At 64.4% G+C, this 22,424-nt stretch carries 23 protein-coding genes; 8 read left to right on the top strand and 15 right to left on the bottom strand.

What is annotated here, in order from left to right; all coding sequences use genetic code 11:
* Window positions 1-55: 55 nt before the first annotated feature.
* The 12 genes from J2W49_RS12255 to J2W49_RS12200 all read right to left on the bottom strand — a co-directional run bounded on the left by J2W49_RS12255 (window position 56) and on the right by J2W49_RS12200 (window position 10,773).
* Window positions 56-430: an SCO4402 family protein gene (locus J2W49_RS12255; protein WP_310316078.1), complete on the bottom strand. Its 375-nt coding sequence runs from the start codon at window positions 428-430 to the stop codon at window positions 56-58.
* 878 nt (window positions 431-1,308) lie between these two features.
* The gene (locus J2W49_RS12250; protein ID WP_310316075.1) at window positions 1,309-2,493 is read right to left on the bottom strand and encodes a thiolase family protein; all 1,185 of its coding nucleotides are present in this window, start codon (window positions 2,491-2,493) and stop codon (window positions 1,309-1,311) included.
* A 55-nt stretch (window positions 2,494-2,548) separates the two neighbouring features.
* Window positions 2,549-3,535, bottom strand: coding sequence for an acrylyl-CoA reductase (NADPH) (gene acuI / locus J2W49_RS12245; RefSeq protein ID WP_310316072.1), 987 nt, complete (start codon window positions 3,533-3,535; stop codon window positions 2,549-2,551).
* Window positions 3,474-3,785: a hypothetical protein gene (locus tag J2W49_RS12240; RefSeq protein WP_310316069.1), complete on the bottom strand. Its 312-nt coding sequence runs from the start codon at window positions 3,783-3,785 to the stop codon at window positions 3,474-3,476. The genes acuI and J2W49_RS12240 overlap by 62 nt, the downstream gene beginning before the upstream one ends.
* A gap of 30 nt (window positions 3,786-3,815) precedes the next feature.
* Window positions 3,816-4,214, bottom strand: a complete 399-nt coding sequence (locus tag J2W49_RS12235; protein WP_310316067.1) for a helicase — start codon at window positions 4,212-4,214, stop codon at window positions 3,816-3,818.
* Between the two features lie 41 nt (window positions 4,215-4,255).
* Complete coding sequence (locus J2W49_RS12230; protein ID WP_310316065.1) at window positions 4,256-5,101, bottom strand: alpha/beta fold hydrolase; 846 nt, start codon at window positions 5,099-5,101, stop codon at window positions 4,256-4,258.
* A 39-nt stretch (window positions 5,102-5,140) separates the two neighbouring features.
* Entirely contained in the window at window positions 5,141-6,109 is a 969-nt protein-coding gene (locus J2W49_RS12225) for an alpha/beta fold hydrolase (RefSeq protein ID WP_310316061.1), read from the bottom strand.
* A gap of 14 nt (window positions 6,110-6,123) precedes the next feature.
* Entirely contained in the window at window positions 6,124-7,200 is a 1,077-nt protein-coding gene (locus tag J2W49_RS12220; RefSeq protein WP_310316058.1) for an alkene reductase, read from the bottom strand.
* A gap of 54 nt (window positions 7,201-7,254) precedes the next feature.
* Window positions 7,255-7,959: an SDR family oxidoreductase gene (locus J2W49_RS12215; RefSeq protein WP_310316055.1), complete on the bottom strand. Its 705-nt coding sequence runs from the start codon at window positions 7,957-7,959 to the stop codon at window positions 7,255-7,257.
* 96 nt (window positions 7,960-8,055) lie between these two features.
* Window positions 8,056-9,057: an NADP-dependent oxidoreductase gene (locus J2W49_RS12210; RefSeq protein ID WP_310316053.1), complete on the bottom strand. Its 1,002-nt coding sequence runs from the start codon at window positions 9,055-9,057 to the stop codon at window positions 8,056-8,058.
* A 108-nt stretch (window positions 9,058-9,165) separates the two neighbouring features.
* Entirely contained in the window at window positions 9,166-9,771 is a 606-nt protein-coding gene (locus J2W49_RS12205; RefSeq protein WP_310316051.1) for a TetR/AcrR family transcriptional regulator, read from the bottom strand.
* A 96-nt stretch (window positions 9,772-9,867) separates the two neighbouring features.
* Entirely contained in the window at window positions 9,868-10,773 is a 906-nt protein-coding gene (locus tag J2W49_RS12200) for a LysR family transcriptional regulator (RefSeq protein ID WP_310316047.1), read from the bottom strand.
* Window positions 10,774-10,899: 126 nt separating this feature from the next.
* Between J2W49_RS12200 and J2W49_RS12195 the strand changes: the two genes are divergently transcribed.
* Complete coding sequence (locus J2W49_RS12195) at window positions 10,900-11,652, top strand: SDR family oxidoreductase (RefSeq protein WP_310316045.1); 753 nt, start codon at window positions 10,900-10,902, stop codon at window positions 11,650-11,652.
* Between the two features lie 63 nt (window positions 11,653-11,715).
* The gene (locus J2W49_RS12190) at window positions 11,716-12,390 is read left to right on the top strand and encodes a glutathione S-transferase family protein (protein WP_310316042.1); all 675 of its coding nucleotides are present in this window, start codon (window positions 11,716-11,718) and stop codon (window positions 12,388-12,390) included.
* A gap of 10 nt (window positions 12,391-12,400) precedes the next feature.
* Here J2W49_RS12190 and J2W49_RS12185 read toward each other — a convergent pair whose 3' ends face one another.
* Window positions 12,401-13,282: a LysR substrate-binding domain-containing protein gene (locus J2W49_RS12185; RefSeq protein ID WP_310316040.1), complete on the bottom strand. Its 882-nt coding sequence runs from the start codon at window positions 13,280-13,282 to the stop codon at window positions 12,401-12,403.
* A gap of 135 nt (window positions 13,283-13,417) precedes the next feature.
* Here J2W49_RS12185 and J2W49_RS12180 point away from each other — a divergent pair, with 135 nt between their 5' ends.
* Genes J2W49_RS12180 through J2W49_RS12155 form a run of 6 tightly spaced genes read left to right on the top strand, consistent with a single transcriptional unit; the run spans window position 13,418 to window position 19,795 of the window.
* A complete protein-coding gene (locus J2W49_RS12180) occupies window positions 13,418-14,692 on the top strand; it encodes a ribulose-bisphosphate carboxylase large subunit family protein (RefSeq protein ID WP_310316037.1) in 1,275 nt (424 codons plus the stop codon).
* Between the two features lie 3 nt (window positions 14,693-14,695).
* Window positions 14,696-16,105 (top strand): four-carbon acid sugar kinase family protein, encoded by a 1,410-nt coding sequence (locus J2W49_RS12175; protein ID WP_310316034.1) that lies wholly within the window; start codon window positions 14,696-14,698, stop codon window positions 16,103-16,105.
* Window positions 16,106-16,147: 42 nt separating this feature from the next.
* Entirely contained in the window at window positions 16,148-16,921 is a 774-nt protein-coding gene (locus tag J2W49_RS12170) for an SDR family NAD(P)-dependent oxidoreductase (RefSeq protein ID WP_310316031.1), read from the top strand.
* A gap of 31 nt (window positions 16,922-16,952) precedes the next feature.
* Window positions 16,953-17,963, top strand: coding sequence for a TRAP transporter substrate-binding protein (locus tag J2W49_RS12165; RefSeq protein WP_310316028.1), 1,011 nt, complete (start codon window positions 16,953-16,955; stop codon window positions 17,961-17,963).
* A gap of 15 nt (window positions 17,964-17,978) precedes the next feature.
* Window positions 17,979-18,500 carry a TRAP transporter small permease gene (locus J2W49_RS12160; protein ID WP_310316025.1) on the top strand — a complete coding sequence of 174 codons (522 nt, stop codon included), beginning with the start codon at window positions 17,979-17,981 and terminating at the stop codon, window positions 18,498-18,500.
* Entirely contained in the window at window positions 18,497-19,795 is a 1,299-nt protein-coding gene (locus J2W49_RS12155) for a TRAP transporter large permease (protein ID WP_310316021.1), read from the top strand. The genes J2W49_RS12160 and J2W49_RS12155 overlap by 4 nt, the downstream gene beginning before the upstream one ends.
* 243 nt (window positions 19,796-20,038) lie before the next feature.
* On the opposite strand, the gene J2W49_RS12150 is transcribed toward J2W49_RS12155, so the two are convergent.
* Together J2W49_RS12150 and J2W49_RS12145 are read right to left on the bottom strand one after the other, a co-directional pair.
* Window positions 20,039-21,316 carry an MFS transporter gene (locus J2W49_RS12150; RefSeq protein ID WP_310316018.1) on the bottom strand — a complete coding sequence of 426 codons (1,278 nt, stop codon included), beginning with the start codon at window positions 21,314-21,316 and terminating at the stop codon, window positions 20,039-20,041.
* Window positions 21,317-21,512: 196 nt separating this feature from the next.
* Window positions 21,513-22,388, bottom strand: coding sequence for an NUDIX hydrolase (locus J2W49_RS12145; protein WP_310316016.1), 876 nt, complete (start codon window positions 22,386-22,388; stop codon window positions 21,513-21,515).
* Window positions 22,389-22,424 lie beyond the last annotated feature (36 nt).

Here is a 22,424-nt window from a genome sequence, read left to right as displayed (position 1 = left end):
TACGCTTCTTGTGTACGGCCATCCCAGGCCGCACTCTGGTTCCGGAGCTCGCTCGCTAGCGCCGCACCAAATCGGCCACCGCAGTCTTGGCAGCCTGGATCACGGAGTGCCACTCTGGAAGCTCGATGTACTCCGCATCCGAGAGTTTGGTTCCGTACCGCTCAAACACGACGTCGATAGATCTCACCAGAGCGGTGATGCATTCAGCCTCCGCAGCATCAATCAGAATCCAGCCAACTGTGGAAAGGGCATCGCTAGCCAATTGGGTGTCGTCGTACAGGAAGTGCACCGCATAGTCGAACTCGTCATGATGCACGGCGCCCTCGGCTTGGCCATCAACCCACACGCGGCGCTGGTACGCGGGATCGGCGAGCGCCTGCAGATGCGCTTCAAGCTCCTTGCGCATTTCGGGATACTTCACTTGAATCATGACGGGTTCGTTTGTCTACGTACTTGGCCGCATGCCGACGGCTGTCGCTCCGGTTTGAATGGGCCCCACTGTCAAACGTATCGAGCGGCTAGCTGTCGGCAACGTGGAAGAAGTCCGAGCAGTTCAACGCGAACCAAGGCAGTGGCAGTAGGTGTGTCTCCGCAGTCGCACAGCAGGTGGTCCAATTGATACCCCAGCGCGACCAACGGGTCTTCTAGCTCTTGGCCCATACAGCTCCGGGAGGCCCAATCGGCAAACCTGTGTACTGCATCGTCGCAAGCAAGGTCAAGGCCAACCGCACGCACCGCGAACTCGTCGGCATAGCTCAGTTTGGTTGCCCTCGGCGGGAAGTCTGCGCGGGCTCGTTTCAAGCAGACCTCGGGCCCGTCCGCCACCAAGTCGAATAGTTCTGCTGGCGGATGGTCGAGCCTTGCGATCTCGCCTCCCGCCCATTCAACGACTTCTTCGGCGGTCAAAATGCCAGAGACCCAGAGGCAAAGTGTGTCCTCAATATTGCGCATACATGTAGCCTAGCAGGCAAATCAGAGTCGCTCGAGTTGCTGCATTGAACGGCCGGCCAAGCACGCCTGTTGGATAAACAGTCTCCTCAGCCCGACCACCGACCGGACAAGGCTGGGAGCTGTCAGCTACCGACTGCCAGTTGAGCGGCTGCAACCCGACCAATTGGAGACGTCGACTACCAAGATGTCGCCGCGACAAAGCAGCCGTCCAGAGGGCTCACCACTTGTCGAACTCAGGTTGAGGATCAAACTCCGTCGCGACCATCTTGACCCGGTCACCCTCGATGCAGATGCGTGTGCACCCGGCGAAACGCCCCCTGGGGAGAAGTTTTCCAGAAACAGAACGCTCTTTTCTGATCAGAGCGCTTCGAGGGCCAGTGCAATGCCTTGGCCACCCCCGATGCACAGCGTCACCACCCCGCGCCTGAGGCCGTCACGTCGCATTGAATGCAGCAATCGCGTGGTCAACACGGCACCCGTGGCGCCGATCGCATGGCCGTGGGCGATGGAGCCGCCCTCGACGTTGACGATGTCTTCTGGCAGGCCCATCTCGCGCAGGCAGGCCAGCGCGATCGCCGCGAAAGCCTCGTTGATTTCAATGCGCTCGATGTCGCCGCGCGTCCACCCCGCTCGCTCCAGCGCGAGTTTGACCGCAGGAACGGGTCCGATGCCGAACATGCCCGGCTCCACCGCCGCCACACCGTGTGCGACCAGCCGCGCCCAAGGCTGCAGTCCGTGCTGCTCGGTAAAGCCACGCTCCGCGACGATCAGCGCGGCCGCGCCGCTGTTGAGTCCGGGCGCGTTGCCGGCGGTGATGCTGCCGTCCTTGCGAAACGCCGGCTTGAGCTTGGCCAGGGTTTCGATGGTCGTGTCCGGGCGATTGGCTTCGTCGCGATCGAATCGCACGGGCCCCTTGCGGCTCGCCAGCTCGATGGCGACGATCTCCTCATCGAACTTGCCCGCCGCCTGCGCCGCGCTGAAGCGCTGCTGCGAGCGCGCCGCCCAACGGTCCTGGTCTTCGCGGGTGATGCGGTACTGGCTCACCAAGTCTTCGGTGTGCCAGCCCGAGTGCTGTCCGCTGAAGGCATCGTTCAGGCCGTCGCGCAGCAGGCTGTCGAGTATCGCCGCGTCCCCCATGCGCTGGCCCCAGCGTCCGCCAGGGACCAGATACGGGGCTTGGTCCATGCTTTCCATGCCGCCGGCGATCACCGCCCTGGCGTAGCCTGCCGAAACCTCCAGTGCCGCATTGGCGATGGCCTGTGCACCCGATCCGCAGACCCGATTGACGGTCAATGCAGGGACTTTTACAGGCAGGCCGCCGCCAATCGCTGCCTGTCGCGCAGGGTTCATCCTGGCGCCCGCCTGTATCACCTGGCCCAGCACCACGGTATCGATGGCATCGGCAGGCAGTCCGGCACGCCGGAGGGTCTCGCGCACCACCGCCGCACCCAATGTGGTGGCAGGGGTCTCCTTCAGCGTTCCGGCGAAGGCACCGATGGGCGTGCGCCCGGGCGCACAAAGGACGATTTCAGGCTTGTTCATGGAAGCTCCTTGTCGTGAGTTGAGGTGAAGTTGTGCGGGACGGTGGGGGCCGCCTTCATGCGTTGACGTCCACCACCGTGCGGCCACAGACCTGGCCTTGAAGCACCGGCCCCGCAAGACCGGGCACTTCGGCCAATCCGACAACCTGCGTGGCGCGCGCGAGCTTGCCCAGATCCAGATCGGCGGCCAGACGCGCCCAGGCCTGCAGTCGCACGTCCTGCGGTGCGTTGACCGAGTCGATGCCGGCCAGCGTCACGTTGCGCAGGATGAAGGGCAACACCGAGCCTGGCAGGTCCACACCCTGTGCCAGCCCGAAGGCCGCCACCGCGCCGCGGTAGCGGGTCTGCGCCAGGACATTGGCCAGCGTGTGGCTGCCCACCGAGTCGATGGCACCGACCCAGCGCTCCTTACCGATCGGTGCGCCCGGCTCGGACAGCGTGCGCCGGTCGATGATCTCGGCCGCCCCCAACTCGCGCAGATAGTCCGACTCTTCCATCCGCCCGGTCGAGGCGACCACCCGATAACCCAGCTTGGATAGCAAGGCGATGGCGATGGAGCCGGCTCCACCGCCCGCCCCTGTCACCAGGACATCGCCCTTGTCCGGTGCCACGCCCGCATGCTCGAGCGCAAGGACGGACAACATGGCGGTGTACCCCGCCGTGCCGATGGCCATGGCATCGCGCGTCGAGAACACGTCGGGCAACTTGACCAGCCAGTCGCCGCTGACGCGTGCCTTCTGCGCCAGGCCGCCATGGTGGGTCTGGCTCAGGCCCCAGCCATTGGCGACCACCCGATCGCCGACGGCGAAGCCCGCATGCGTCGATGCTTCGACGACGCCGGCGAAGTCGATGCCCGGAATCAAGGAGAATTCGCGGATCACCGGCGCGCGGCCGCTGATCGCCATCGCGTCCTTGTAGTTCACCGTCGAATAGTCGATCGCGACGGTGACGTCGCCAGGCATCAGCTTGGCCTCGTCGAAATCAACGAGGTCTGCGGAAACTGCATCGCCCGACTTGGTAGCCAACAGTGCTCTGAATGTCATCGTCTTCTCCATGAATCTCTAAGCTGTCGATGGGTGTGCCGACAATCAGCTGCTCGCGCGCAGGCGTCGTGTGCGCAGGGTGCCCCAGCCGCTGATCAAGGCCGACCAGGGCCGGCGTTGGCTGGTTGTTGTAGGTGCCGAGCGTCTCGCTCATGGCGGCTTTGGCCAGTCGGTTGCGGAGCACCGTTCCGTTGGGCAAGGTCAGCGGTTGGGGCAGCAGACGGGGGGCGACAGTGGATGTGATGGGCATGGGATGTCTCTCGGTGAGGGGCCGCGGGCTTCAGAACAGGCCTCGGTCCCAGGCCGCGATGACCCTGGGCGGCTGCAGGAACGACGTCAGCCCCTGGAACCACAGCACGTCGCGGAAGTCGCCGCTGATCACCAGGTCCTTGCTGCCCACACCGCGCAGGAAGGCCGGCTGTGCGTCCTTGGCCGAGAGGATCTCGAAGCCCTTGGCAGGGGTCGAGAAGCTCAACGTGAAGGCGGGGTCCGCGCTCAGGCCGGCAGAGGAGCGCACGGCGCCGTCCTGGAGCACGTAGGTGCGGCCGGCGCCCGAGGCGGTGCGGATCTGGAAGACCAGCTTCTTGGTGTCGACATAACGCGCGCAATCAGGGTTGCTGCGGATCTTTCGCTGCAGCAAGTGGGCAAAGGCCCATAGCAGGAACTTGAACTTGAGCATGGGAGGCACTCTTGGAGAAGGTAGGCGGGGGGCGCTCGCCGTCACTCGGCGAGGAACTGCATGGCGTGCTGCAGGAAGCGCTGCGGGCACTGGAACTGCGCAGCGTGGCCGGCGTCGGGGTAGATGAACAACTGCGCGTTGGGCAGGTTGCGAGCCATGTAGAACGAGTTGACGGTGGCCACCATCACGTCGTTCACACCGTTGAGGATGAAGGTGGGCTGCGGGATGCCACGCAGATAGGCGAAGGGGTCGTCTTCCTGCACCCTGGGCAGGTAGTGCAGGTTGGCCTCGATCTGGGCGCTGGCGACGGCCGGGGAAGACGGCGGGTCCTGGTCCGCCCGCTGGTGGCGCCGCGCCCAGAAGTCTCGCGCAGCCTCTTGGGCTTGCGCAGAGCGGCCAAAAAACAGGTAGGCGAAATCTTCGAGCGAGGGTACCGGGTTGACGGCGGTGGTCAGCACGCGCTGCTCCATTGCCGGGTCGCCGCCTCGCGGCCCGGTGCCCAGCAGCATCAGCTTGCGCACCAGCTCGGGATGGCGCCAGGTCAGGTCCAGGGCCTGGAAGCCACCCAAAGAGAAGCCCAGCACATCCACCTGGCGCAGTCCCAGGGCGCGTATCGCAGCCGCCGCGTCATCGGCCATGTCCTCGATCCGGGTGCGCGGCGTGCCGGCGGACGACGCGACGCCGCGACCGTTGAACAGGATCACCTCGCGCCCGGCGGCCAGGCCGTCGGTCATCAGCGGGTCCCAGTGGTCCATGCCTCCGCGGTAGTGCTGGAGGAAGAACAGCGGCGGCTGATCCGTCGCGACATTCCCCCAGCGGCGGTAGGCGAACCGATCGCCATTCACCTCTATAAAGCGGGTGGAGGCGGTGAGATGGGTGTGGCTCATGGAGGCATCCTGGTGATGGCGGGCGTTTTCCGGCAACGCTCAGCGGGTCAGAAACTCCAGCGTGCTGCGCACGAAGTCGGCATGGAACTGGAATGCACCGCCATGCCCGGCATCGGGGTAGATGATCAGTTGGCTGTTCGGCAGCCGCTTCGCCAGGTCGTGCGTGTTGACGGTGGGCACCATGCGGTCGTCGTCGCCATTGACCACCAGCACCGGCTGCCTGACCACCGAGAGATCGGCCGGGGCCTTGTTCCCCCACGCGCGCAGCGCCCCCAGCTGAGCGAAGAACGCGCTGTTCGCGATTTCCTTGTCACGGTTCTCGGTACGCTCCTGCAGGCGAGCCAGGAAGGCCTTGCCGGCTTCGATGCCGCTGGGGGTGCGCGTGAAGAACAGGAACTGCTTCGGGTCCTGGCCAGTGAAGAAGCCACGCAGTATGTCGTAGAAGGTCACCCATCCCACGGTGCTGATGCCCTCGCCGCCGGCAGGACCGGTGCCGGCCAGAACCATCTTGCGGACGAGTTGCGGCTCCTTGAGCACGACTTCCTGGGCCACCATGCCGCCCATCGAGAAGCCCAGCAGGTCCACCTGTTTGAGGCCCTTGGCCTTGATGAAGGTAATGGTGTCGTCGGCCATCTCTTCCATCGAATTCGCCGGTGATCCGCTGCTGGAGCCAATGCCGCGGTTGTTGAACGCAATCACGTGGTGCTTGGCCGCGATGCCGTCCATGATCCGCGGGTCCCAGTTGTCAAGAACGGCTGCCAGATGCACCAGGAACACGACCGGTGTTCCGCCGTGCTGCTGGCCCATCTCCCGGTAGGTGTAGTCCACACCACCTGCAGTGATGGTCTGGGTCGGAACGGTCTTCCAGGAAAACTCGGACTTCTGAGTCATCGACGGCTGGCTTGGGGCAGCGCCCGTTACGACAGGCTCCGCCGCTCCTGCCGTGAGGGGGTGCAGGGTCGTCGACAGGGCGAGGCCGAGGGCGAAGGTGGTGAGTAGGTTTTTCATGGTGAGTCTCCGGGTTAAGTGTTGAGCGTGGGATAGTCGGTGTAGCCCTTGGGACCGGGCGTGTAGAACGTCGCCATGTCCATGGGGTTCAGCGCCGCCTTGGCCTGCATGCGCTCCACCAGATCGGGGTTGGCGATGAAGGGGCGGGCGAAGGCGATCAGGTTCGCGTGTCCTGCTTTGAGCGCACTCTCAGCACCAGCCTGGTCGAAACCACCGGCCAGGATGAACAAGCCGTGGAACGCCACGCGCATGCGGAACTTCAGTTCAGCCGGCACGGGCGGCGCACCCAGGGCCGAGTGGTCCAGCATGTGCACGTACAGAATGCCCAGCTGCGCCAGTGCTTCGGTCAGGGCCACGTATTGCGCCTCCACGTCGGGGAACGCGCCCGTGGCGTTGAGCGCCCCGTAGGGCGAGAGCCGGATGCCCACCCGATCCGCGCCGACGGCAGCGACTGTGGCGCGGACCACCTCCAGCGCGAAGCGGTTGCGGCCTTCGATGCTGCCCCCATACGCATCGATACGCTGGTTCACATTCGCGTTCAGAAACTGCTCGATCAGGTAGCCGTTCGCCGCGTGAAGCTCGACGCCGTCAAACCCCGCTTCAATCGCCAGCTGGGCTGACCGGGCGTACTCCGCCACGGCCTGGGCGATGTCGGCTTCGGTCATGGCGCGGGGTGCGCTGTGCGGCTGCATGCCCTGGGCATCGGTGTGCATCTCCCCGGGGCAGACCTCGGCCGTCGGCCCCAGCACTTCGGCCCCGGCGGGCAGATTGGCCACATGGCCCACGCGCCCGGTGTGCATCAGCTGTACAAAGATCTTGCCGCCGCGGGCGTGCACGGCGTCCGTCACCTGCTTCCAGCCCTGCACATGCGCTTCGGTGAACAGCCCCGGGATGCGGGCGTAGCCCAGGCCGTTGGGCGACGGCGAGGTGCCCTCGGTGACGATCAGTCCGGCCGAGGCCCGCTGGCCGTAGTACTCAGCCATCAGGGCATTGGGCGTGTTGTGCTCCACGGCGCGGTGTCTCGTCATGGGTGCCATGACGATGCGATTGTTGAGTTGCAGGGACGGAGCGATAAGGGGTGTGAAGAGCATGGCGGTCTTTCTGTTCGGGTGTTTTTTTTGGGGGGTGGATGGTCCGGGCCGGGTTCAGTGGCCCTGGGGCAGGTAGCTCGGCCGCGGCGCCGTCAGGCCCTGGCGGACCTGTTCGGTCAGGCCGTCGGCCAGCACCTCGTCGGCGCCCGCAGCCAGGCCGTCCAGCGCGCGCTGCACGATGTCTTTGGCGCTGCTCTTGGGCACTTCAAAGCCGCGCGTGAGGTCGGTGTCGACGTACGCCATGTGCAGTCCCAGCACCTGGGTCTTCTGGGCCGCCAGCTCGTGCCTTAGTGCATTGGTCAGCGACCATGCCGCCGACTTGCTAGCCGAGTAGGCGGCCAGCTCGCCGCCATTGACCCATGACGCCACCGACAGCACGTTGATCAATGCGCCACCGCCATTGGCCTTGAGCACGGGCGCAAAGGCCTTGCTCACGTTCAGCACGCCGAAGACGTTAGTCTCGAAGATGCGCCGCGTCACCGCCTCGCTGTCTTCGGTCAGAAAGCCGCCGGGCTGGGCGATGCCGGCGTTGTTGATCACCAGGGTCACGTCGGCGGCCAGACGGGTCGCGGCGGCGATCTCGTCGGGCCTGGTGACGTCCAGCTGCAAAGCCTGGACGCCGGGCAAGGTCACGGTCGCGGGATTGCGAGCGGCGGCGTAGACCTTTCGGGCACCGCGGGCGAGCAGTTCGCGCGCAAACGCGAGGCCGATGCCGCGGTTGGCACCCGTGACGAGGACAACGGAATTTTCAATCTGCATGGGGGTCTCCTGAAAGGGTTGAGCTTTTAATATGACGATCGTCATATTTGAGGGTGTGAAAAAAGACGTTCGGAAAGAACGTCCACGGAAAACAGCTCATCGCACCTTGATCACCACCTTGCCCTTGGCTCGGCCGCTTTCGACGTAGGCCAGGGCTTCGTTGGTGGCATCGAAGGGGAAGACCTTGTCGACCACCGGGCGGATGGTGCCCGACTCAATGAGCTGCGCGATCTGCTTCAGCTGGCTGGCGTTGCCCCTCATGAACAGGAAGCTGTAATGGACCCCGAGGCGCTGGGCTTGCCGGCGAACGCCGAAGCTCAGCGCTCTGAAAATCTGTTTCACTGGCCACGAAGCCTTGATGTCCTCCCCGAACTGCAGGTCGACTGGCGCGGTGATGGACACGACGTGGCCGCCGGGCTTGACCACGCCCAGGGACTTCTTTAAGGTCTTTTCGTCCTGGCTGTTCAGCACCACGTCGTAGTCGTGCAGTTGCTCTTCGAACGCTTCCTTCTTGTAGTCGACGACGATATCGGCCCCCAGGCCCTTGACCAGTGGGATGTTCCCGGTACTGGTGGTGGTGGCCACCGTTGCGCCCAGGTGCTTGGCCAGCTGGATTGCGAACGTGCCCACGCCGCCGGAGCCCGCCTGGATGAAGACCTTCTGACCTTTGCGGAGCTTGGCCTTTTCGACCAGCGCCTGCCATGCCGTCAAACCGATCAGGGGAATGGAGGCGGCCTCCTCCATGCTGATGTTTCTGGGCTTGAGCGCCACCGTGTCTTCATGGGCCGCCACGAGTTCTGCAAAGGTTCCGATGCGCAGGTCATAGGGCCTGGCGTAGACCTCGTCTCCCACCTTGATTCGGCTGACGCGCGAGCCGACACGCACCACGACGCCGGCCACGTCATGCCCAAGCACGAACGGCGGTCGGTACGGCAGGATGAGCTTGAATTCGCCGTTTCGAACCTTGACGTCGATCAGGTTGACTGCAGCCGCGTGGACCTCGATCAACACCTCGTCGGCACGCAGTTCAGGCTCAGGCACGTCGCCGGCACGGAGCTGCTCACGCTTGCCGTAGCGATCCAAGATAAAGGCTTTCATGGCTTCTCCTTGTTGCTGTCAGATTCAGCGCCCCGCATGGTGGCGCCGGTTGAAGTGGTATTTTGCATGATATGCATCATATGTAAAGTCAAAAAAAAGGCGTTGCCGTCACGCCTTTGAGGGGGCCAGCTGCTTCAATGCGGCACTGCAAAGCGAGTTCGACAACGAAGCATCGTCGACGGCGCGAGCCATCATCAAGGTGCCCACCATGGTGGCCACGGTCACCAAAGCTCGTTCGTGGGCGCCTGGCTGTCCCCAATCCGGCGACTGACGCGCAATCAGATCGATCATTTCCTTGATGCGGCGTGTGGCCGCCCGGCGCACTTCGGGCGCTTGACGGGGCATCTCGGAACCCAGGGCCGCCACCGGGCAGCCCGTCTCAATGCCCACAAGGTGCTCCTTCGAGAGGTAGACCTGTACCAATGCCTGCAAAGCCTGCTCTGCGGGCGCAGCGGCGACGACACGAGCCCCGAAGGCATTGGACTCGGCACCTGCGCGGTCCGCCGCCTCGGCCAACATGGCCTCTCGGGAGGCGAAGTGGGCGTAGAAGGCGCCATGCGTCAAGCCTGCCTCTTTCATGATGTCGGCCACACCCGTGCCGTCGTAGCCGCTGCGCCGGATGGCGCGTGCAGCTGCTTGCACGATACGCTCGTGGGAGGCCTCTTTGGCGGCGGCTCGGACATTGACATGTGACTTTCGCATGATGGTCATCATACATCATGCAAACAGACGATGCAAGGGTTGGACGGGAGGATATCGTCAGAATCCCTTCAACCGTGCACCCAGTTGCCTGAACCGCCCGGGGGCGGTTCACTCCAGCACATTGTCAGCGGCTCCAAACGCGGGAATCGTTGAAAACACGTCGGTCATGAAGTCCATGAACACGATGGCCCGTTTCGAAAGCAGCCTGTTGGCCACGTAGATGACCTGAATCGGCACGAGTGGCGGCGCGTATTCCGACAGCACCAACTGCAAGCTGCCGTCTTTGAGCCCCTCGGCGAACAGCCACGCCGGTCCGTGTGCAATCCCCAATCCTGAGGTCACACAGGCTCGAACGGCTTCGGGCGAGTTGACCCGCAGCCTGCCGGATACTGGGACTTCGGTGTCTCGAAAGCGCCATGTCGCACCGGAGGACAACAGGGTGTAGATCAGGCAATCGTGCTCGCGCAGGTCATCCGGGACGAGGGGGATCCCTCGCCTGGCGAGATAGTCCTTGCTGGCGACACACACCCGCTCGAACATGCCGATGCGCCGGGCGCGCAGTGCGCTGTCCTCCAGGTGTCCGATGCGGATCGCCAACTCGGTCCCTTCGTCCACCAGGTTCACGTAGCGGTCGTTGATCTGCAGATCCAGCGTCAACCTGGGGTATCTCTCCAGAAAAGTCGGCACCTGTGGCATCACGAAGGCATGGGCCAGTGCGGTCGGACAGGCCACGCGCAAGAGTCCCGAGGGATCGACGGTGTCCCTGAATGAAGATTCCGATTCGTCCACGGCATCCAGGATTCGCCGGACGTCGGCGTAGTAGCGCTCGCCCTCCGGGGTCAAAAACAGCTTGCGTGTGGACCGGTGCAGCAGCCGCGTTTGCAGGTGCTCTTCCAGCGCAGCCACATAGCGACTGACATTGGGTTGCCCCAGGCCCAGGTCGCGCCCCGCAGCAGAGAAGCTGCCCATCTCCACGGCTCGGGCGAAGCAGGTCATCCAGAGAAATCGGTCCATGCCTTCCTTTTATTCATACACCTGGCGCATTAATCATATTCAGAAATGGCATCTTATATGTTTGGCTGCATGGTTGCACATTACTCCCAGGCGACCGCAGTTGGTCGTCAATCAAAGGAGCTTCCTATGTCCCGCCTGCAAGGCAAACGCACTCTCATCACCGGCGGCACCAGCGGCATTGGCCTGGAAACCGCCAAGCAGTTTCTGGCCGAAGGCGCCCGCGTCATCGTGACCGGTGTCCATGCCGATTCGATCGCCAAAGCCCAGGCCGAACTCGGCTCCGAGGTCCAGGTTCTGCGCGCGGACTCGGCCAGCGTCGCCGCGCAGAAAGAACTGGCACAAGCCGTCCAGGACCACTACGGCCAGCTGGACGTCGCCTTCCTCAATGCCGGCGTGTCCGTCTGGCGGCCCATCGAGGAGTGGACGGAAGACATGTTCGACCGCTCGTTCGGCATCAACGTCAAGGGACCTTACTTCCTGCTCCAGGCCCTGCTGCCGGTGTTCGCGAATCCCGCTTCCGTGGTGCTCAACACGTCCGTCAGCGCCCATACCGGCGCGGACCGCTCGTCCGTCTATGCCGCTACCAAGGCGGCATTCCTGAGCATGTCGAAGACGCTCTCGACCGAACTGCTCGGGCGCGGCATCCGTGTCAACGCGGTCAGTCCCGGTCCGGTCCAGACGCCGCTGTACGACAAGGCCGGCATCCCCGAGGCCTACCGCGAGCAGGTCAACAAGGCGATTGTGTCGACCATCCCGCTCGGCCGCTTCGGCACGCCCGAAGAGGTGGCCAAGGCCGTGCTGTACCTGGCCTCCGACGAGTCCCGCTGGACCATGGGTTCGGAAATCGTGGTGGACGGCGGCCGCCTGCTCAACCGCTGATGACGCAGCGTGTGCGGTGCGTCAACGACCGTGGCCACCGCACCACCACTTTGAAAGAGCTTCATGACCGAGTCCCACCTCACCCTCATCAGCCATCCGCTGTGCCCCTTTGTCCAGCGGGCGGCGATCGTCCTTCTGGAAAAGGGCGTTCCTTTTGACAGAATCAACATCAATCTGGCAGCCAAACCCGACTGGTTTCTGAACATGTCCCCAAACGGCAAGGTCCCGTTGCTGCGCGTGCGCAAGCAGGACGGAACGGAAGCCGTGATCTTCGAGAGCATGGTGATCTGCGAGTACCTCGATGAGTCGCAGGACGGCGCGCCGATGTATCCACGCGATGCACTGGCCCGAGCCCGCCAGCGGGGCTGGGTCGAGTTCGGCACGGCGACACTTGCCGACGCGTGGCAGTTCCTCAACGCCACCGACCGCGCGGCTGCGGATGCCAAGCAGGCGGCGTTCAGACACCGCCTCCAGCAACTTGAAGCGGAACTGGGGTCGGGGCCGTATTTCGACGGCACCGCGTTTGGCATGGTGGACGCCGTCTTCGCTCCTGTCTTTCGCTACTTCGACATCCTGGATCCGGCGGTGTCGCGCTCCATCTTCGAGAACTTGCCACGCGTGTCTGCGTGGCGGAACGCGCTCGCACTGCGCCGCAGCGTTATCGACGCCGTGGGGAGCGACTATGTGGAGCGATTCAGAAGCCAACTTCGTGACCACGCGGCGCTGCTCGCCAACTGACCCGTAGGATTCACGGCTCCGTGGCCCGCAGCTCGTCGTGCAGCCAATCCACCAGCTTCATCACATCAGCTCGGCGGCTGAGGTGCGGAGCGGTCCAGATCGAGAGTCGGTTGGGACCGCGCACAAAGCCCATGGGCGCCACCAGGGTGCCACTCATCAAATCATCCCGTACCAGCATACGGGGCACATTGGCCATGCCCAGGCCGCAGCGGGCGCCCTGGATCAGCAGGTAGAAGTGCTCAAACGACTGGTCGACCCGCAAGTCCTTATCCGGTTGCGTGCTGCAGCGGGCCCAGTCGGCCCAGGCGGTCGGTCGGGTGCGCGAGACCATGAGCCGTGCCCGCGCCAGGTCTTCGAAGGAAGCGATGCGGTTCTGTCGCAGGTACTCGGGCGAGCACACGGGACCGATCCACTCGTGCGCCACGTCCGCACGCACGGCATCCTTGGGGGGCTCGATCGTTGACAGACGAATGGCCACGCTGACGTTGTCGTGCGCGAAGTCGATCGGCCCGTGGCTCATGTTGAAGCGCAGCTCCACCTCGGGGTTGTCTTCCTTGAAACGACCCAGCCTGGGGATGAGCCAGTACATCATGATCGACTCCGAGCACGCCAGGGTGAGCGGCCCCGGCTTGAGCTGCTCAACGCTGGACTGGATCAGCCCAAAGGCCTTCGATAGGCCCTCCGCCAAGCGCTGCCCTTCGCCGGTTGGCGTGGCCCCCTGCGCGGTGCGCTGCAGAAGTGCCAGACCCAGCGTGTCTTCCAGCATCCGGATGTGGCGGCTGATCGCGCCATGCGTGACCGACAGCTCCTCTGCCGCCGCGCTGAAGCTGCGCAGACGCGCCGTGGCCTCAAAGGCCCGCAAGGCGTTGAGTGAAAGGCGCGGGGTGGTCATGGGTGCACTCTTCAGCCTAGGGTCAACCCGAATGTTGTGTGAGCTTATGTCACAAGTCGGCGAAATTATATCGATTTACATAGAGTTAAACGCCCACTATCGTTCGATCCAGCTCAAAAATTAACTCACAGCTCGATGGCCAAGAACCTCACCCGCGCCGAATTCACCGCGCGCTACTTCGTCGAAAGCTCGGTCTCGTCCGAGAAGGTCGCGCAAGTCATCGCCGGCGAACAATCCAGCGGCACCTTCCTCGCGCTGCCGGGCGAGACGGATGAGCTCAAGGAACGTTCGCGTGCCCGAGTCACCCGCATCGAGCCGCTCGCCCCCGCGCTGCAGCCCACGCTGCCCAGCGCCTACGTTGATCGTCAACCGCACGGTGGCGTGTTCCATCGGGCCGAGATCGACATCGCGTTCCCGGTGGCAAACGTCGGCGCCAACCTGTCCAGCCTGCTGGCCACGGTGGCGGGCAACCTGTACGAGCTGGGCGAGGTCACCGGCCTGCGGCTGCTTGACTTGGACCTGACGCCCGAGTACGCCGATCAGTTCGCAGGCCCGGCCTTCGGTGTGCCAGGCACCCGACGCCTGGCCGGGGTCCATGGCCGGCCTCTCATCGGCACCATCATCAAGCCCAGCATCGGCCTCACGCCGGGCCAGACCGCCGAACTGGTCGACACGCTGTGCGCGGCAGACATTGACTTCGTCAAGGACGATGAGCTGATCGCAGATCCGCCCTATGCGCCGTTCGATGAGCGCCTGCGGGCCGTCATGCCGGTGCTCCAGCGCCACGCCGACCGCCTGGGCCGCATGCCGATGTACGCGATCAACATCTCCGGCTCAATCGACGAGATGCTGCGCCGCCACGACGCTGTGATGGCCGCGGGCGGTACCTGCGTGATGGTCAGCGTCAACTGGGTCGGCTTCGCCGGGGTGGAACACCTGCGGCGGCATGCGCAACTGCCGATCCACGGACACCGCAATGGCTGGGGTGCGCTCACGCGGCACCCGGGGCTGGGCTTTTCGTTCCAGGCCTACCAGAAGCTGTGGCGCCTCGCGGGCGTGGACCACCTGCACGTCAACGGCCTGCGCAGCAAGTTTTGGGAGCCAGATGCGTCGGTGATCGCTTCGGCCCGCGCCTGCCTGTCGCCTTGGGCCGGGCACCAGCCGCTGATGCCGGTCTCATCCTCCGGCCAATGGGCGGGCCAGGCGCCAGACCTGTACGCGGCCCTGGGCTCGGTGGACCTCATGCACCTGGCCGGTGGCGGGATCATCGGTCACCCCGACGGCATCGCCGCGGGCATGGCCAGCATGCGCGAAGGCTGGGAGGCGGCGGTGGCAGGCATTGGCTTGGACACGTATGCCCAAACGCACCCCGCACTCCAGCGCGCCATGGTGCACTTCTCCGGGCGGTAAGCGATGACTTCGACAGACACGCCCCAAAACCTGAAGCTCGCGTTCTACGGCGACGACTTCACCGGTTCCACTGATGCCCTGGAAGTGCTGGCCTTCCGCGGGCTGCGCTGCGCGCTCTTTCTGTCGGTGCCCACGTCGGTCCACCTGGCCGCGCTAGGTGGTTTCGACGCCATCGGCGTGGCCGGTGCTAGCCGAGCGATGTCACCGGATGAGATGGACGCCGAGTTGCCAAAGGTCCTGAGCGGGCTCGCAGCCCTGGCGCCGCAGATCGTGCACTACAAGGTGTGCTCCACCTTCGATAGCGCACCAACGGTGGGCAACATCGGGCGGGTCATCGAACTTGCGCGGGCGACCTTCCCGCAACCCTTGGTGCCCATCGTCGCCAGCACGCCAGCGCTGGGCCGCTACTGCCTCTTCGGTCACCTGTTCGCTCGTTCGGCCACAGACGACGAGGTCTACCGCATCGACCGCCACCCGATCATGAGCGTGCACCCCGTCACGCCGATGCAGGAATCCGACGTGGCCCTGCACCTCCGAAAACAGGCGCCGCTGGCCATTGGTAACGTGCCCCTGGCAATGCTCGACACCGCATCACCGGCCGAACTGGCGGAACACATCCGCGACATGGCGCCGGCCAGACAGGCGGTGGTGATCGACGGCCTGAGCCCCAATCACCTGACCACCACAGGCGACTGCCTTCAGTACATGGCTTCCAGGATGGAAGCGCCACTCTTTGTCGTCGGATCGTCGGGAGTCGAGTACGCGTTGACGCAGTCCTGGCAAGGCCAAGAGGCGTCCGCGTCGGCCGACCGCTACGGTAGCTTCGGCGCCGTCGACCAGGTGCTGGTCGTGTCGGGCAGCGCCTCCAAGCTCAGTGCGATGCAGATCGAGGCGGCACTGGACGCCGGCTTCCGAGAGGTGGCGATCGATGTGGAGGATCTGACCATCGGCACGGACACGGCGGCCGCCGAGGCGCGTCTCGTGAGCGAGGTGGTCAGCGCGCTGGCCAGCGGCGCTAGCGTGGTGATGCACACCGCGCGCGGCACGTCCGACCCGCGAGTGGCTCGTTTGATCCAGGGCCTGCAGGTTCGAGGGCGCAGCCTGGAGCAAGCCCGCCTCCAAAGCGGGCGGCTGGTGAGTGAACGCCTGGGGATCGTGGTGGACGCCATCGTTCGCCGCCATCGGCTGCGTCGCCTCGTGCTGTCTGGGGGGGACACGTCCAGTCGCATCACGCAGGCACTCGGACCTGACGCGTTGGAGATTCGCGCCCGCCTGGCCCCCGGCGCGCCGCTATGTGCCGTGCTGTCTTCGGCGCCCCACCTGAGCGGACTCGAACTCGCCTTGAAAGGCGGGCAGATGGGCGCACCCGACTACTTCGTTCGTGCGCTGCGTGGAAGCGCAGCGGCCACCTGAAGCAATCACTCATCCACACGGAACCACCTAGGAGGCCTTCCCTTGCAATCCACGAACACACAACAGCGCGTCGCCGTCGTCACTGGCGGCGCTATGGGCATCGGTGCCGAAGTCTGCAGGCGCCTGGGCGCAGCAGGCTTCTTCGTCATCGTCGCCGATCGAGACCAGACCGCCGCCGAGACCACCGCGGCCCAACTGCGCGCCGAGGGCGCGGCGGCAGAGGCTCAGGCCATCGACGTCGGCGATGCGGCATCGGTCGACAGCGCCTTTGCAGCCATCGAGCAGCGACACGGCCGCTGCGATGTCCTGGTCAATTCGGCCGGCATCGCCAAGGTCTATCCCTTTCTCGAGTTTCCGGATGAGAACTTCGCGGCCACGATGGCCGTCAACGTCACTGGAACCTTCCTGTGCAGCCAACGCGCGGCGCGCCTGATGGTGCACAACCAATGGGGCCGCATCGTCAACATCGCCTCAGTGGCGGGCATGCGTGCGGTCGGCTCCGGCCGCACCGCCTACGGCACGTCCAAGGGTGCCGTGATCGCGCTGACCCGTCAGATGGCGGTCGAACTGGCCGAGTTGGGCGTGACGGCCAATGCGGTGGCGCCGGGACCGGTGGACACGCCGATGACGCGTGCGCTGCACACCGAGCAATTCCGTCGGGAGTACGAGAACGCGATCCCGATGAACCGTTACGGCACCGTGGGCGAGATCGCTGCGGCTGTGATGTACCTAGTGTCCGAGGACGCCGGGTTCGTGACCGGCATAACCCTGCCGGTCGATGGCGGCTTCCTGGCCTCTGGCGCCAGGGGCATTTGAACCTTTCTTCATTCACACCAAGAGGAGACTCATGAACAAGCGCAACTTCATCGCGGGCGCCGCGCTCGCACTCGCCACCCTGGCCGCCGTTCCGGCCATGGCCCAGGAAGTTAAGGCCAGGTTGGGCCACGTCTTCGCCGCCAACAGCACGATGGACCAGGCGGCGCAGGAGTTCGCCAAGCTGGTGGGCGAGCGCACCAAGGGGAGGATCGGCATCACGGTCTTCCCGGCCAACCAGCTCGGTGGCGAAATGGCGCAGGCGCGTGAACTCTCGCGCGGATCGCTCGAACTGTCGCTGTTGAACCCAGGTTCGCTGGCTGGACTGAACCCGCTGCTTGACATCCACTACCTGCCCTTCATCGCGTCCGACTTCAAACAGGTCGACGCGATCTTCTACAACCCCAAGGGCGTTCTGCAGACGACGCTGCGCGAGACGCTCAGCAAGCAGAACATCGAGACGCTCGGCTTCTTCGAACTCGAGTTCCGCGCCGTGACCAATTCCAACCGTCCGGTCGAGAAGCCGTCGGACCTTAAGGGCTTGAAGCTGCGTGTTCCGGGATCGGCTGCGATCAAAGGGTTCTTTGAGGAAGCCGGCACCCAGGTCGTCGTGATGCCGTTCCCCGAGCTGTTCACGGCGCTGCAGCAGAAGACCGTGGACGGCCAGGACAACGGCGCCAGCATCACCTACGAGTCGCGCCTGTTCGAGACGCAGAAGCACATGACGCTGACCAACCATGTCTACGCGATGGGCACGGTGGCGTCGAGCTCGAAATTCTGGTCAACGCTGTCCGACGCCGAAAAGAAGATCCTGACCGACACCGCCGCCGAGGTGACCAAGAAGCAGATCGAGAAGAACCGCCAGCTCAACGCGGACTTCCTGCAGAAGATCGAGGCTAGCGGCATCAAGATCGTCCGCCCATCGGCGCAGGTCATGGCCGAGTTCGAGAAGGTGGGGCAGAACGTGTGGGAAAAGCTGGCGGGCACCTATGGTGCAGATCGCATCGCTGCGCTTCGCCAAGAAGCCGCAGCCGCCCGCAAATAGTTGAAGGAAAAGCCCATGTCAGTCAGCGCACGCGCCAGCACGTGGCTCTTCTCGGTGGAACGCCAGGCGTTCCGCGCCGAGAAGTGGATCTGCATCGTCTCGCTGGTCGCCATGCTGGTGGGCATATGTTTCAGCGTGGCGGTGCGTTACCTCAACCTGCACCTGCCGGACGCTGGTGAGATCGCCATTTTTGCGATGGCACCGCTCACCTTTGTGGGCGCGGCGATGTGCACCTATACCGGGACGCACATCGCCGTGGACGTCATCCAGCAGGTCAAGCTGCCCTGGGTTCGCCGGACCGGCCGGGTGGTCACAGCACTGGCCATGATTGTCTTTGGCGCGGTGTACTACTGGACTGCGCTGGATTTCTTCCACACCTCGCTCAGCTCCGGTGAGCGGGGCCTGGACTTGGGCATACCCATCGCGATTCCGACCTTCTTCTTTCCTCTCGGCATGGCGCTGGTGGTGCTCCATTCAGTCGCCGAGATGATCCGTGCCGCAACCAACGAACCGTCGGTCGGCGAGGAACAACCATGATCATCGGCCCTGCTCTCATCCTTTTTCTTTTGCTGGGCGTGCCCGTCGGCGTGGCCTTCACCTTGCTGGTGATGGTCTACGCCGAGCAATGGAACATCGACTGGTCGGTCCTGCCCTCCATTACCTACGACACCATCACCGTTTTCCCCTTGCTGGCAATCCCGCTGTTCCTGCTAGGGGGACAACTGATGAGCCAGGGGGGCCTGATCCGCCATCTCACCGCAGTGTGCGATGTGCTGATCGGTCGGCTGCAGGCCCATCTGGGCCATGTCATGGTGCTGGCCAGCGCCTTCATGGGGGCCATCACCGGCTCGTCGGTAGCAACCGTGGCGGCGATGGGCAGCACCGTGGGCAAGGAGATGATCGAACGCGGCTACTCACCCGGTTACACCGCTGCGCTCAATGCGTCTGCCGGCCTGCTGGGCGTGCTTATCCCGCCCTCGATCCCGCTGATCCTTTACGGCTCGATCGTTGGCGTGTCGATCACGGAACTCTTCCTGTCTTCGCTCGGGCCGGGCATGGTCATGATCGTGGCCTTCATGATCGTGCACGCCTCGCTCGCGCGTCGGGTGCTGCCCGGTGGCAAAGAGAAGCCAGCAGCGGCGCCTTCAAGTGAACCCAAGCCCGCCACGGACACCACCGCGGCCCCACGAGCGCGCATCTTCGTTCGAGCTTTGCCTGCGTTGATGTTGCCGGTCTTGGTGCTAGGCGGTATCTATTCGGGCATCTTCACGCCCACCGAGGCGGCGGCGATCGCGGCGCTCTACGCACTGCTGATCACGCTCATCAGCCGGGCCGTCGGTGTGCGCGATCTGGAGAAGATCTTCCTGAGCGCCGCCCTGTCCGCCGCGGCGATCCTGGTCATCATCGGATTTACCAGCATCTTCAACCGTGCGATGGTGCTGGAGCAGGTGCCGCAATCGATCGCGATGTGGGCAGTCACAGTGACCGACAGCCCGATCGTCTTTCTGCTGGTGGTCAACGTCATCCTGCTGATCGTCGGCATGTTCATGGAGACGAACGCTGCAACTCTGCTCATGGGCCCCCTGCTGGCGCCGACCGCAGCGAAATACGGCATCGACCCGATCCACTTTGCGATCATCCTGGTAACCAACATCGAGCTCGGGCTGCTCACGCCGCCGCTGGCCGCGAACCTCTATGTGGCGGCTCGGACAAACAAAGTGCCGATCATCGATCTGCTTCGAAACCTCGGGTGGTTCCTGGTGGCGTGCCTGATCGTGATGGCCCTGATCACCTACGTTCCGCAGCTGTCGCTCTGGTATCGATTTTTCTGATCAGGCCCTTTCCTCGCGGGGCCGTCCTCACTGGCGGGGCTTGATTTCTTCGGGAGGGCATGCTTGGTTGAAGGCAGCTGGCTCTGAATCCTGGCAGCTTTCAAGCGGACTGCAGACCATCAAAGCGCGAAGCTGAGCAGCTCCTTTCGCTACAGAACGGGCATTGCGCAAGTCAACTTACGCCCTCTCGGTAAAAGGCACTAGGCCGATGGCCAGCCTGGCAAAACCATCAGGCTGTGGGTCTCAGCCTCGACTGCGGCCCGCGAGGAAGCACACAATCGCAAATCCCTGAACCACCACCACGGCCGCAAAGAACAGTGAGGTGCCGGAGCCGATCTGCGGCATCGGCACGGTGGTGGCGCTCAGCAAGAGCCCGAACACGGCCGGTGCGAACGCGTAGGTGGCCTGCCCCATCGCCACGATCAGCGCAACGACACGCGGCACGTCTTTGCTCGCAAACTCTACTTGAGCGATGAGCGGTGGCAGCGATGTCGCGTTGCCGATGCCAGAGCCGTACAGCGCAATGCCCAGAAGTATCAAGCCGATCTGCTGCTCGCCAGCCAGCAGCAGCAACATAGAGCCGATCAACTGAACGCCATACGACAGTGCGGCAACCGTGCGGCGTTGACCGCCTGATCGCAATGCACCCGCCACGACAAAGCGCCCGCCCATTGCACAAAGCGTGGCAAAACCCATGGCCAGCCCCGCAGCGTGTGTGCCCAACGCGGGCACCAGCATCAAGAAAAGATGAGCGAGCATGCCGATCTGGGCAAACAGGCCCGCTGCCATCCCCAGAGCCAAGGTCACAAATCGGCGGTCTTGCCAAAGCAACCTGCCCGGTAACACTGTCTGTGTCGACCCTGAGGTCCTGGCCAGATCCGAAACTGGTGCATCGCCGTCTGCACGCTGACCCAGACAGGCAGGCGTCTTGGCAAACACGCCACGTTCGAGTCCCACCATCACGGCGATCATTACCACACCCACCATAGCGGCCGCGTTTGAGAAGCCCCATTGAGCAATCAACAGCACCCACAGGGGCATGAACACCACGCCGCCGATGCTGGCACCGTTGTAGGCCTTGGCCAGCGCTAGTGGTCGGTCTCTCTCGTACCACGGTGCGATGGCGGCATTGACGGCCACCGCCCCCATGGTCACCCACCCCGCACCGCTGATGAACGCCGCGCCAAACAATTGCAATGGCGCGCTGGCGGCCGCCCAGCCCAGCACGCCCACGGCGGTGGCCAGGGCGCCGACGACAGCGGTTGGCCCCACGCCGAAGCGCCGATGCAAAAACGGCAGACGCGTCACGACGATGGCACCAAACAGGTAATGCACGGTGACAGCCGTGGACACCAGCGTCAGCGACCAACCCGTGCGTTCCACCACCGTCTGTAGAAAGATCGATGGTCCATAGAACCCCACGCCCCAGCCAAACATGGCCATGACAAACGTCGCCCGAACGACCCAGGGGCCAAAGAAGCTTGGCGCAGCATGCACAGATCGGTCACGAGTTTGGGTCATGCCAGGATGATGCAGTCACCCGGCAACGGCATGCTTCGCTCTCGAACGAAGCGTTCGCCTCCGTTGCTTGTCAGGAGCCCGCGCGAAACCTGGCCGGAGCGAGGAGGCTGCCATCCAGAGATGCCGTGGAACCGGCTTCGCCGGGCCACTGGCATCGCCCCCTTGAGGGGGTCGCGCGAAGCGCGGCGGGGGTGTTTCAAAACAGTGCCACCAACCCACCCTCTGGCTCAAAGCGCTGGTTGCGGTAGATCAGCCGCGTCGGCCCTGGCCAGGCGCGTTCCGCGCAGCTGTGCGACGGATCGCCGGGGTAGCAGATCACGCGCTGGCCGTCCACATCAAACGGTTCGGGTGCGATCAGCACAGGCGGGCGGCTGCGGGCCGCCGTCTGCACCTGGGCCACGTCGGCCAATGGACTGAGTTGGCACAGGCTCATGATCTGTGGTGGCGCCAGATCGATTTCACCTGCCCAGAAGCGCTCCAGGCCGGCGCGGGGCGACACCCACACCGCTTCCGTCGCTTCAAATGCGCAGTGTTCGGCTTGCTGCCCCGGTGGGGCCAGCGCCACGAAGAAGCGGGTGTCAAACCGCCTGTTGGTCACCGAAGGCACACGCGGTGTGACCCAGCGCGACCACGGCAGCAGGCACGAAACCGGCAGCGGCAAGCCGAGCGCCTGCACCGCCTCCCCAAAGACCGCACCTGCCAGTGTGTGAGCACGCAAGCGCGTCACCACATCGGTCGAGGCTGCCTGTCCCAGCAGCAGGCCACACTCTTCAAACGTCTCGCGCAGCGCGGCCACGTGCAGGCCCACGGCGGTGTCCAGGTCAAGCTCTGGTTCACCCAGTGCCTGCAGACAGTCAGCCGCCGGGCGATCCAGCGCGCCCGGTGGCACCTGCCGGTCGGCGGCGTCGAGCTTGCCGCCGGGGAACACGTGCACGCCGCCCAGCACGCCGGAATTGGCATGGCGGCGCACCAGCAGCACTTCCAGGCCCTTGTCACCATCGCGCACCACCATCACGGTAGCGGCGGGCACGGGTGGTGTGTGGACGATGTCGGAATTGATCGGAATGGCCATGGGCAGATTGTCTGACAGTCCTTGGGGTGCGCCTTG

It is taken from the genome of Hydrogenophaga palleronii, assembly GCF_031457455.1.
GTDB lineage: Bacteria > Pseudomonadota > Gammaproteobacteria > Burkholderiales > Burkholderiaceae_C > Hydrogenophaga > Hydrogenophaga palleronii_A.
This window is presented reverse-complemented; position numbering and strand designations above follow the sequence as displayed.

Excerpts from the sequence above, each read along its gene's own strand:
- J2W49_RS12190 (WP_310316042.1), top strand. The coding sequence starts at position 11,716 with ATGACCGAGTCCCACCTCACCCTCATCAGCCATCCGCTGTGCCCCTTT.
- J2W49_RS12160 (WP_310316025.1), top strand. The coding sequence starts at position 17,979 with ATGTCAGTCAGCGCACGCGCCAGCACGTGGCTCTTCTCGGTGGAACGC.
- J2W49_RS12225 (WP_310316061.1), bottom strand. The coding sequence starts at position 6,109 with ATGAAAAACCTACTCACCACCTTCGCCCTCGGCCTCGCCCTGTCGACG.
- J2W49_RS12180 (WP_310316037.1), top strand. The coding sequence starts at position 13,418 with ATGGCCAAGAACCTCACCCGCGCCGAATTCACCGCGCGCTACTTCGTC.
- J2W49_RS12165 (WP_310316028.1), top strand. The coding sequence starts at position 16,953 with ATGAACAAGCGCAACTTCATCGCGGGCGCCGCGCTCGCACTCGCCACC.
- J2W49_RS12150 (WP_310316018.1), bottom strand. The coding sequence starts at position 21,316 with ATGACCCAAACTCGTGACCGATCTGTGCATGCTGCGCCAAGCTTCTTT.
- J2W49_RS12250 (WP_310316075.1), bottom strand. The coding sequence starts at position 2,493 with ATGAACAAGCCTGAAATCGTCCTTTGTGCGCCCGGGCGCACGCCCATC.
- J2W49_RS12210 (WP_310316053.1), bottom strand. The coding sequence starts at position 9,057 with ATGAAAGCCTTTATCTTGGATCGCTACGGCAAGCGTGAGCAGCTCCGT.
- J2W49_RS12230 (WP_310316065.1), bottom strand. The coding sequence starts at position 5,101 with ATGAGCCACACCCATCTCACCGCCTCCACCCGCTTTATAGAGGTGAAT.
- J2W49_RS12215 (WP_310316055.1), bottom strand. The coding sequence starts at position 7,959 with ATGCAGATTGAAAATTCCGTTGTCCTCGTCACGGGTGCCAACCGCGGC.
- J2W49_RS12200 (WP_310316047.1), bottom strand. The coding sequence starts at position 10,773 with ATGGACCGATTTCTCTGGATGACCTGCTTCGCCCGAGCCGTGGAGATG.
- J2W49_RS12235 (WP_310316067.1), bottom strand. The coding sequence starts at position 4,214 with ATGCTCAAGTTCAAGTTCCTGCTATGGGCCTTTGCCCACTTGCTGCAG.
- J2W49_RS12220 (WP_310316058.1), bottom strand. The coding sequence starts at position 7,200 with ATGCTCTTCACACCCCTTATCGCTCCGTCCCTGCAACTCAACAATCGC.
- J2W49_RS12240 (WP_310316069.1), bottom strand. The coding sequence starts at position 3,785 with ATGCCCATCACATCCACTGTCGCCCCCCGTCTGCTGCCCCAACCGCTG.
- J2W49_RS12195 (WP_310316045.1), top strand. The coding sequence starts at position 10,900 with ATGTCCCGCCTGCAAGGCAAACGCACTCTCATCACCGGCGGCACCAGC.
- acuI (WP_310316072.1), bottom strand. The coding sequence starts at position 3,535 with ATGACATTCAGAGCACTGTTGGCTACCAAGTCGGGCGATGCAGTTTCC.
- J2W49_RS12255 (WP_310316078.1), bottom strand. The coding sequence starts at position 430 with ATGATTCAAGTGAAGTATCCCGAAATGCGCAAGGAGCTTGAAGCGCAT.
- J2W49_RS12175 (WP_310316034.1), top strand. The coding sequence starts at position 14,696 with ATGACTTCGACAGACACGCCCCAAAACCTGAAGCTCGCGTTCTACGGC.
- J2W49_RS12155 (WP_310316021.1), top strand. The coding sequence starts at position 18,497 with ATGATCATCGGCCCTGCTCTCATCCTTTTTCTTTTGCTGGGCGTGCCC.
- J2W49_RS12185 (WP_310316040.1), bottom strand. The coding sequence starts at position 13,282 with ATGACCACCCCGCGCCTTTCACTCAACGCCTTGCGGGCCTTTGAGGCC.
- J2W49_RS12205 (WP_310316051.1), bottom strand. The coding sequence starts at position 9,771 with ATGATGACCATCATGCGAAAGTCACATGTCAATGTCCGAGCCGCCGCC.
- J2W49_RS12145 (WP_310316016.1), bottom strand. The coding sequence starts at position 22,388 with ATGGCCATTCCGATCAATTCCGACATCGTCCACACACCACCCGTGCCC.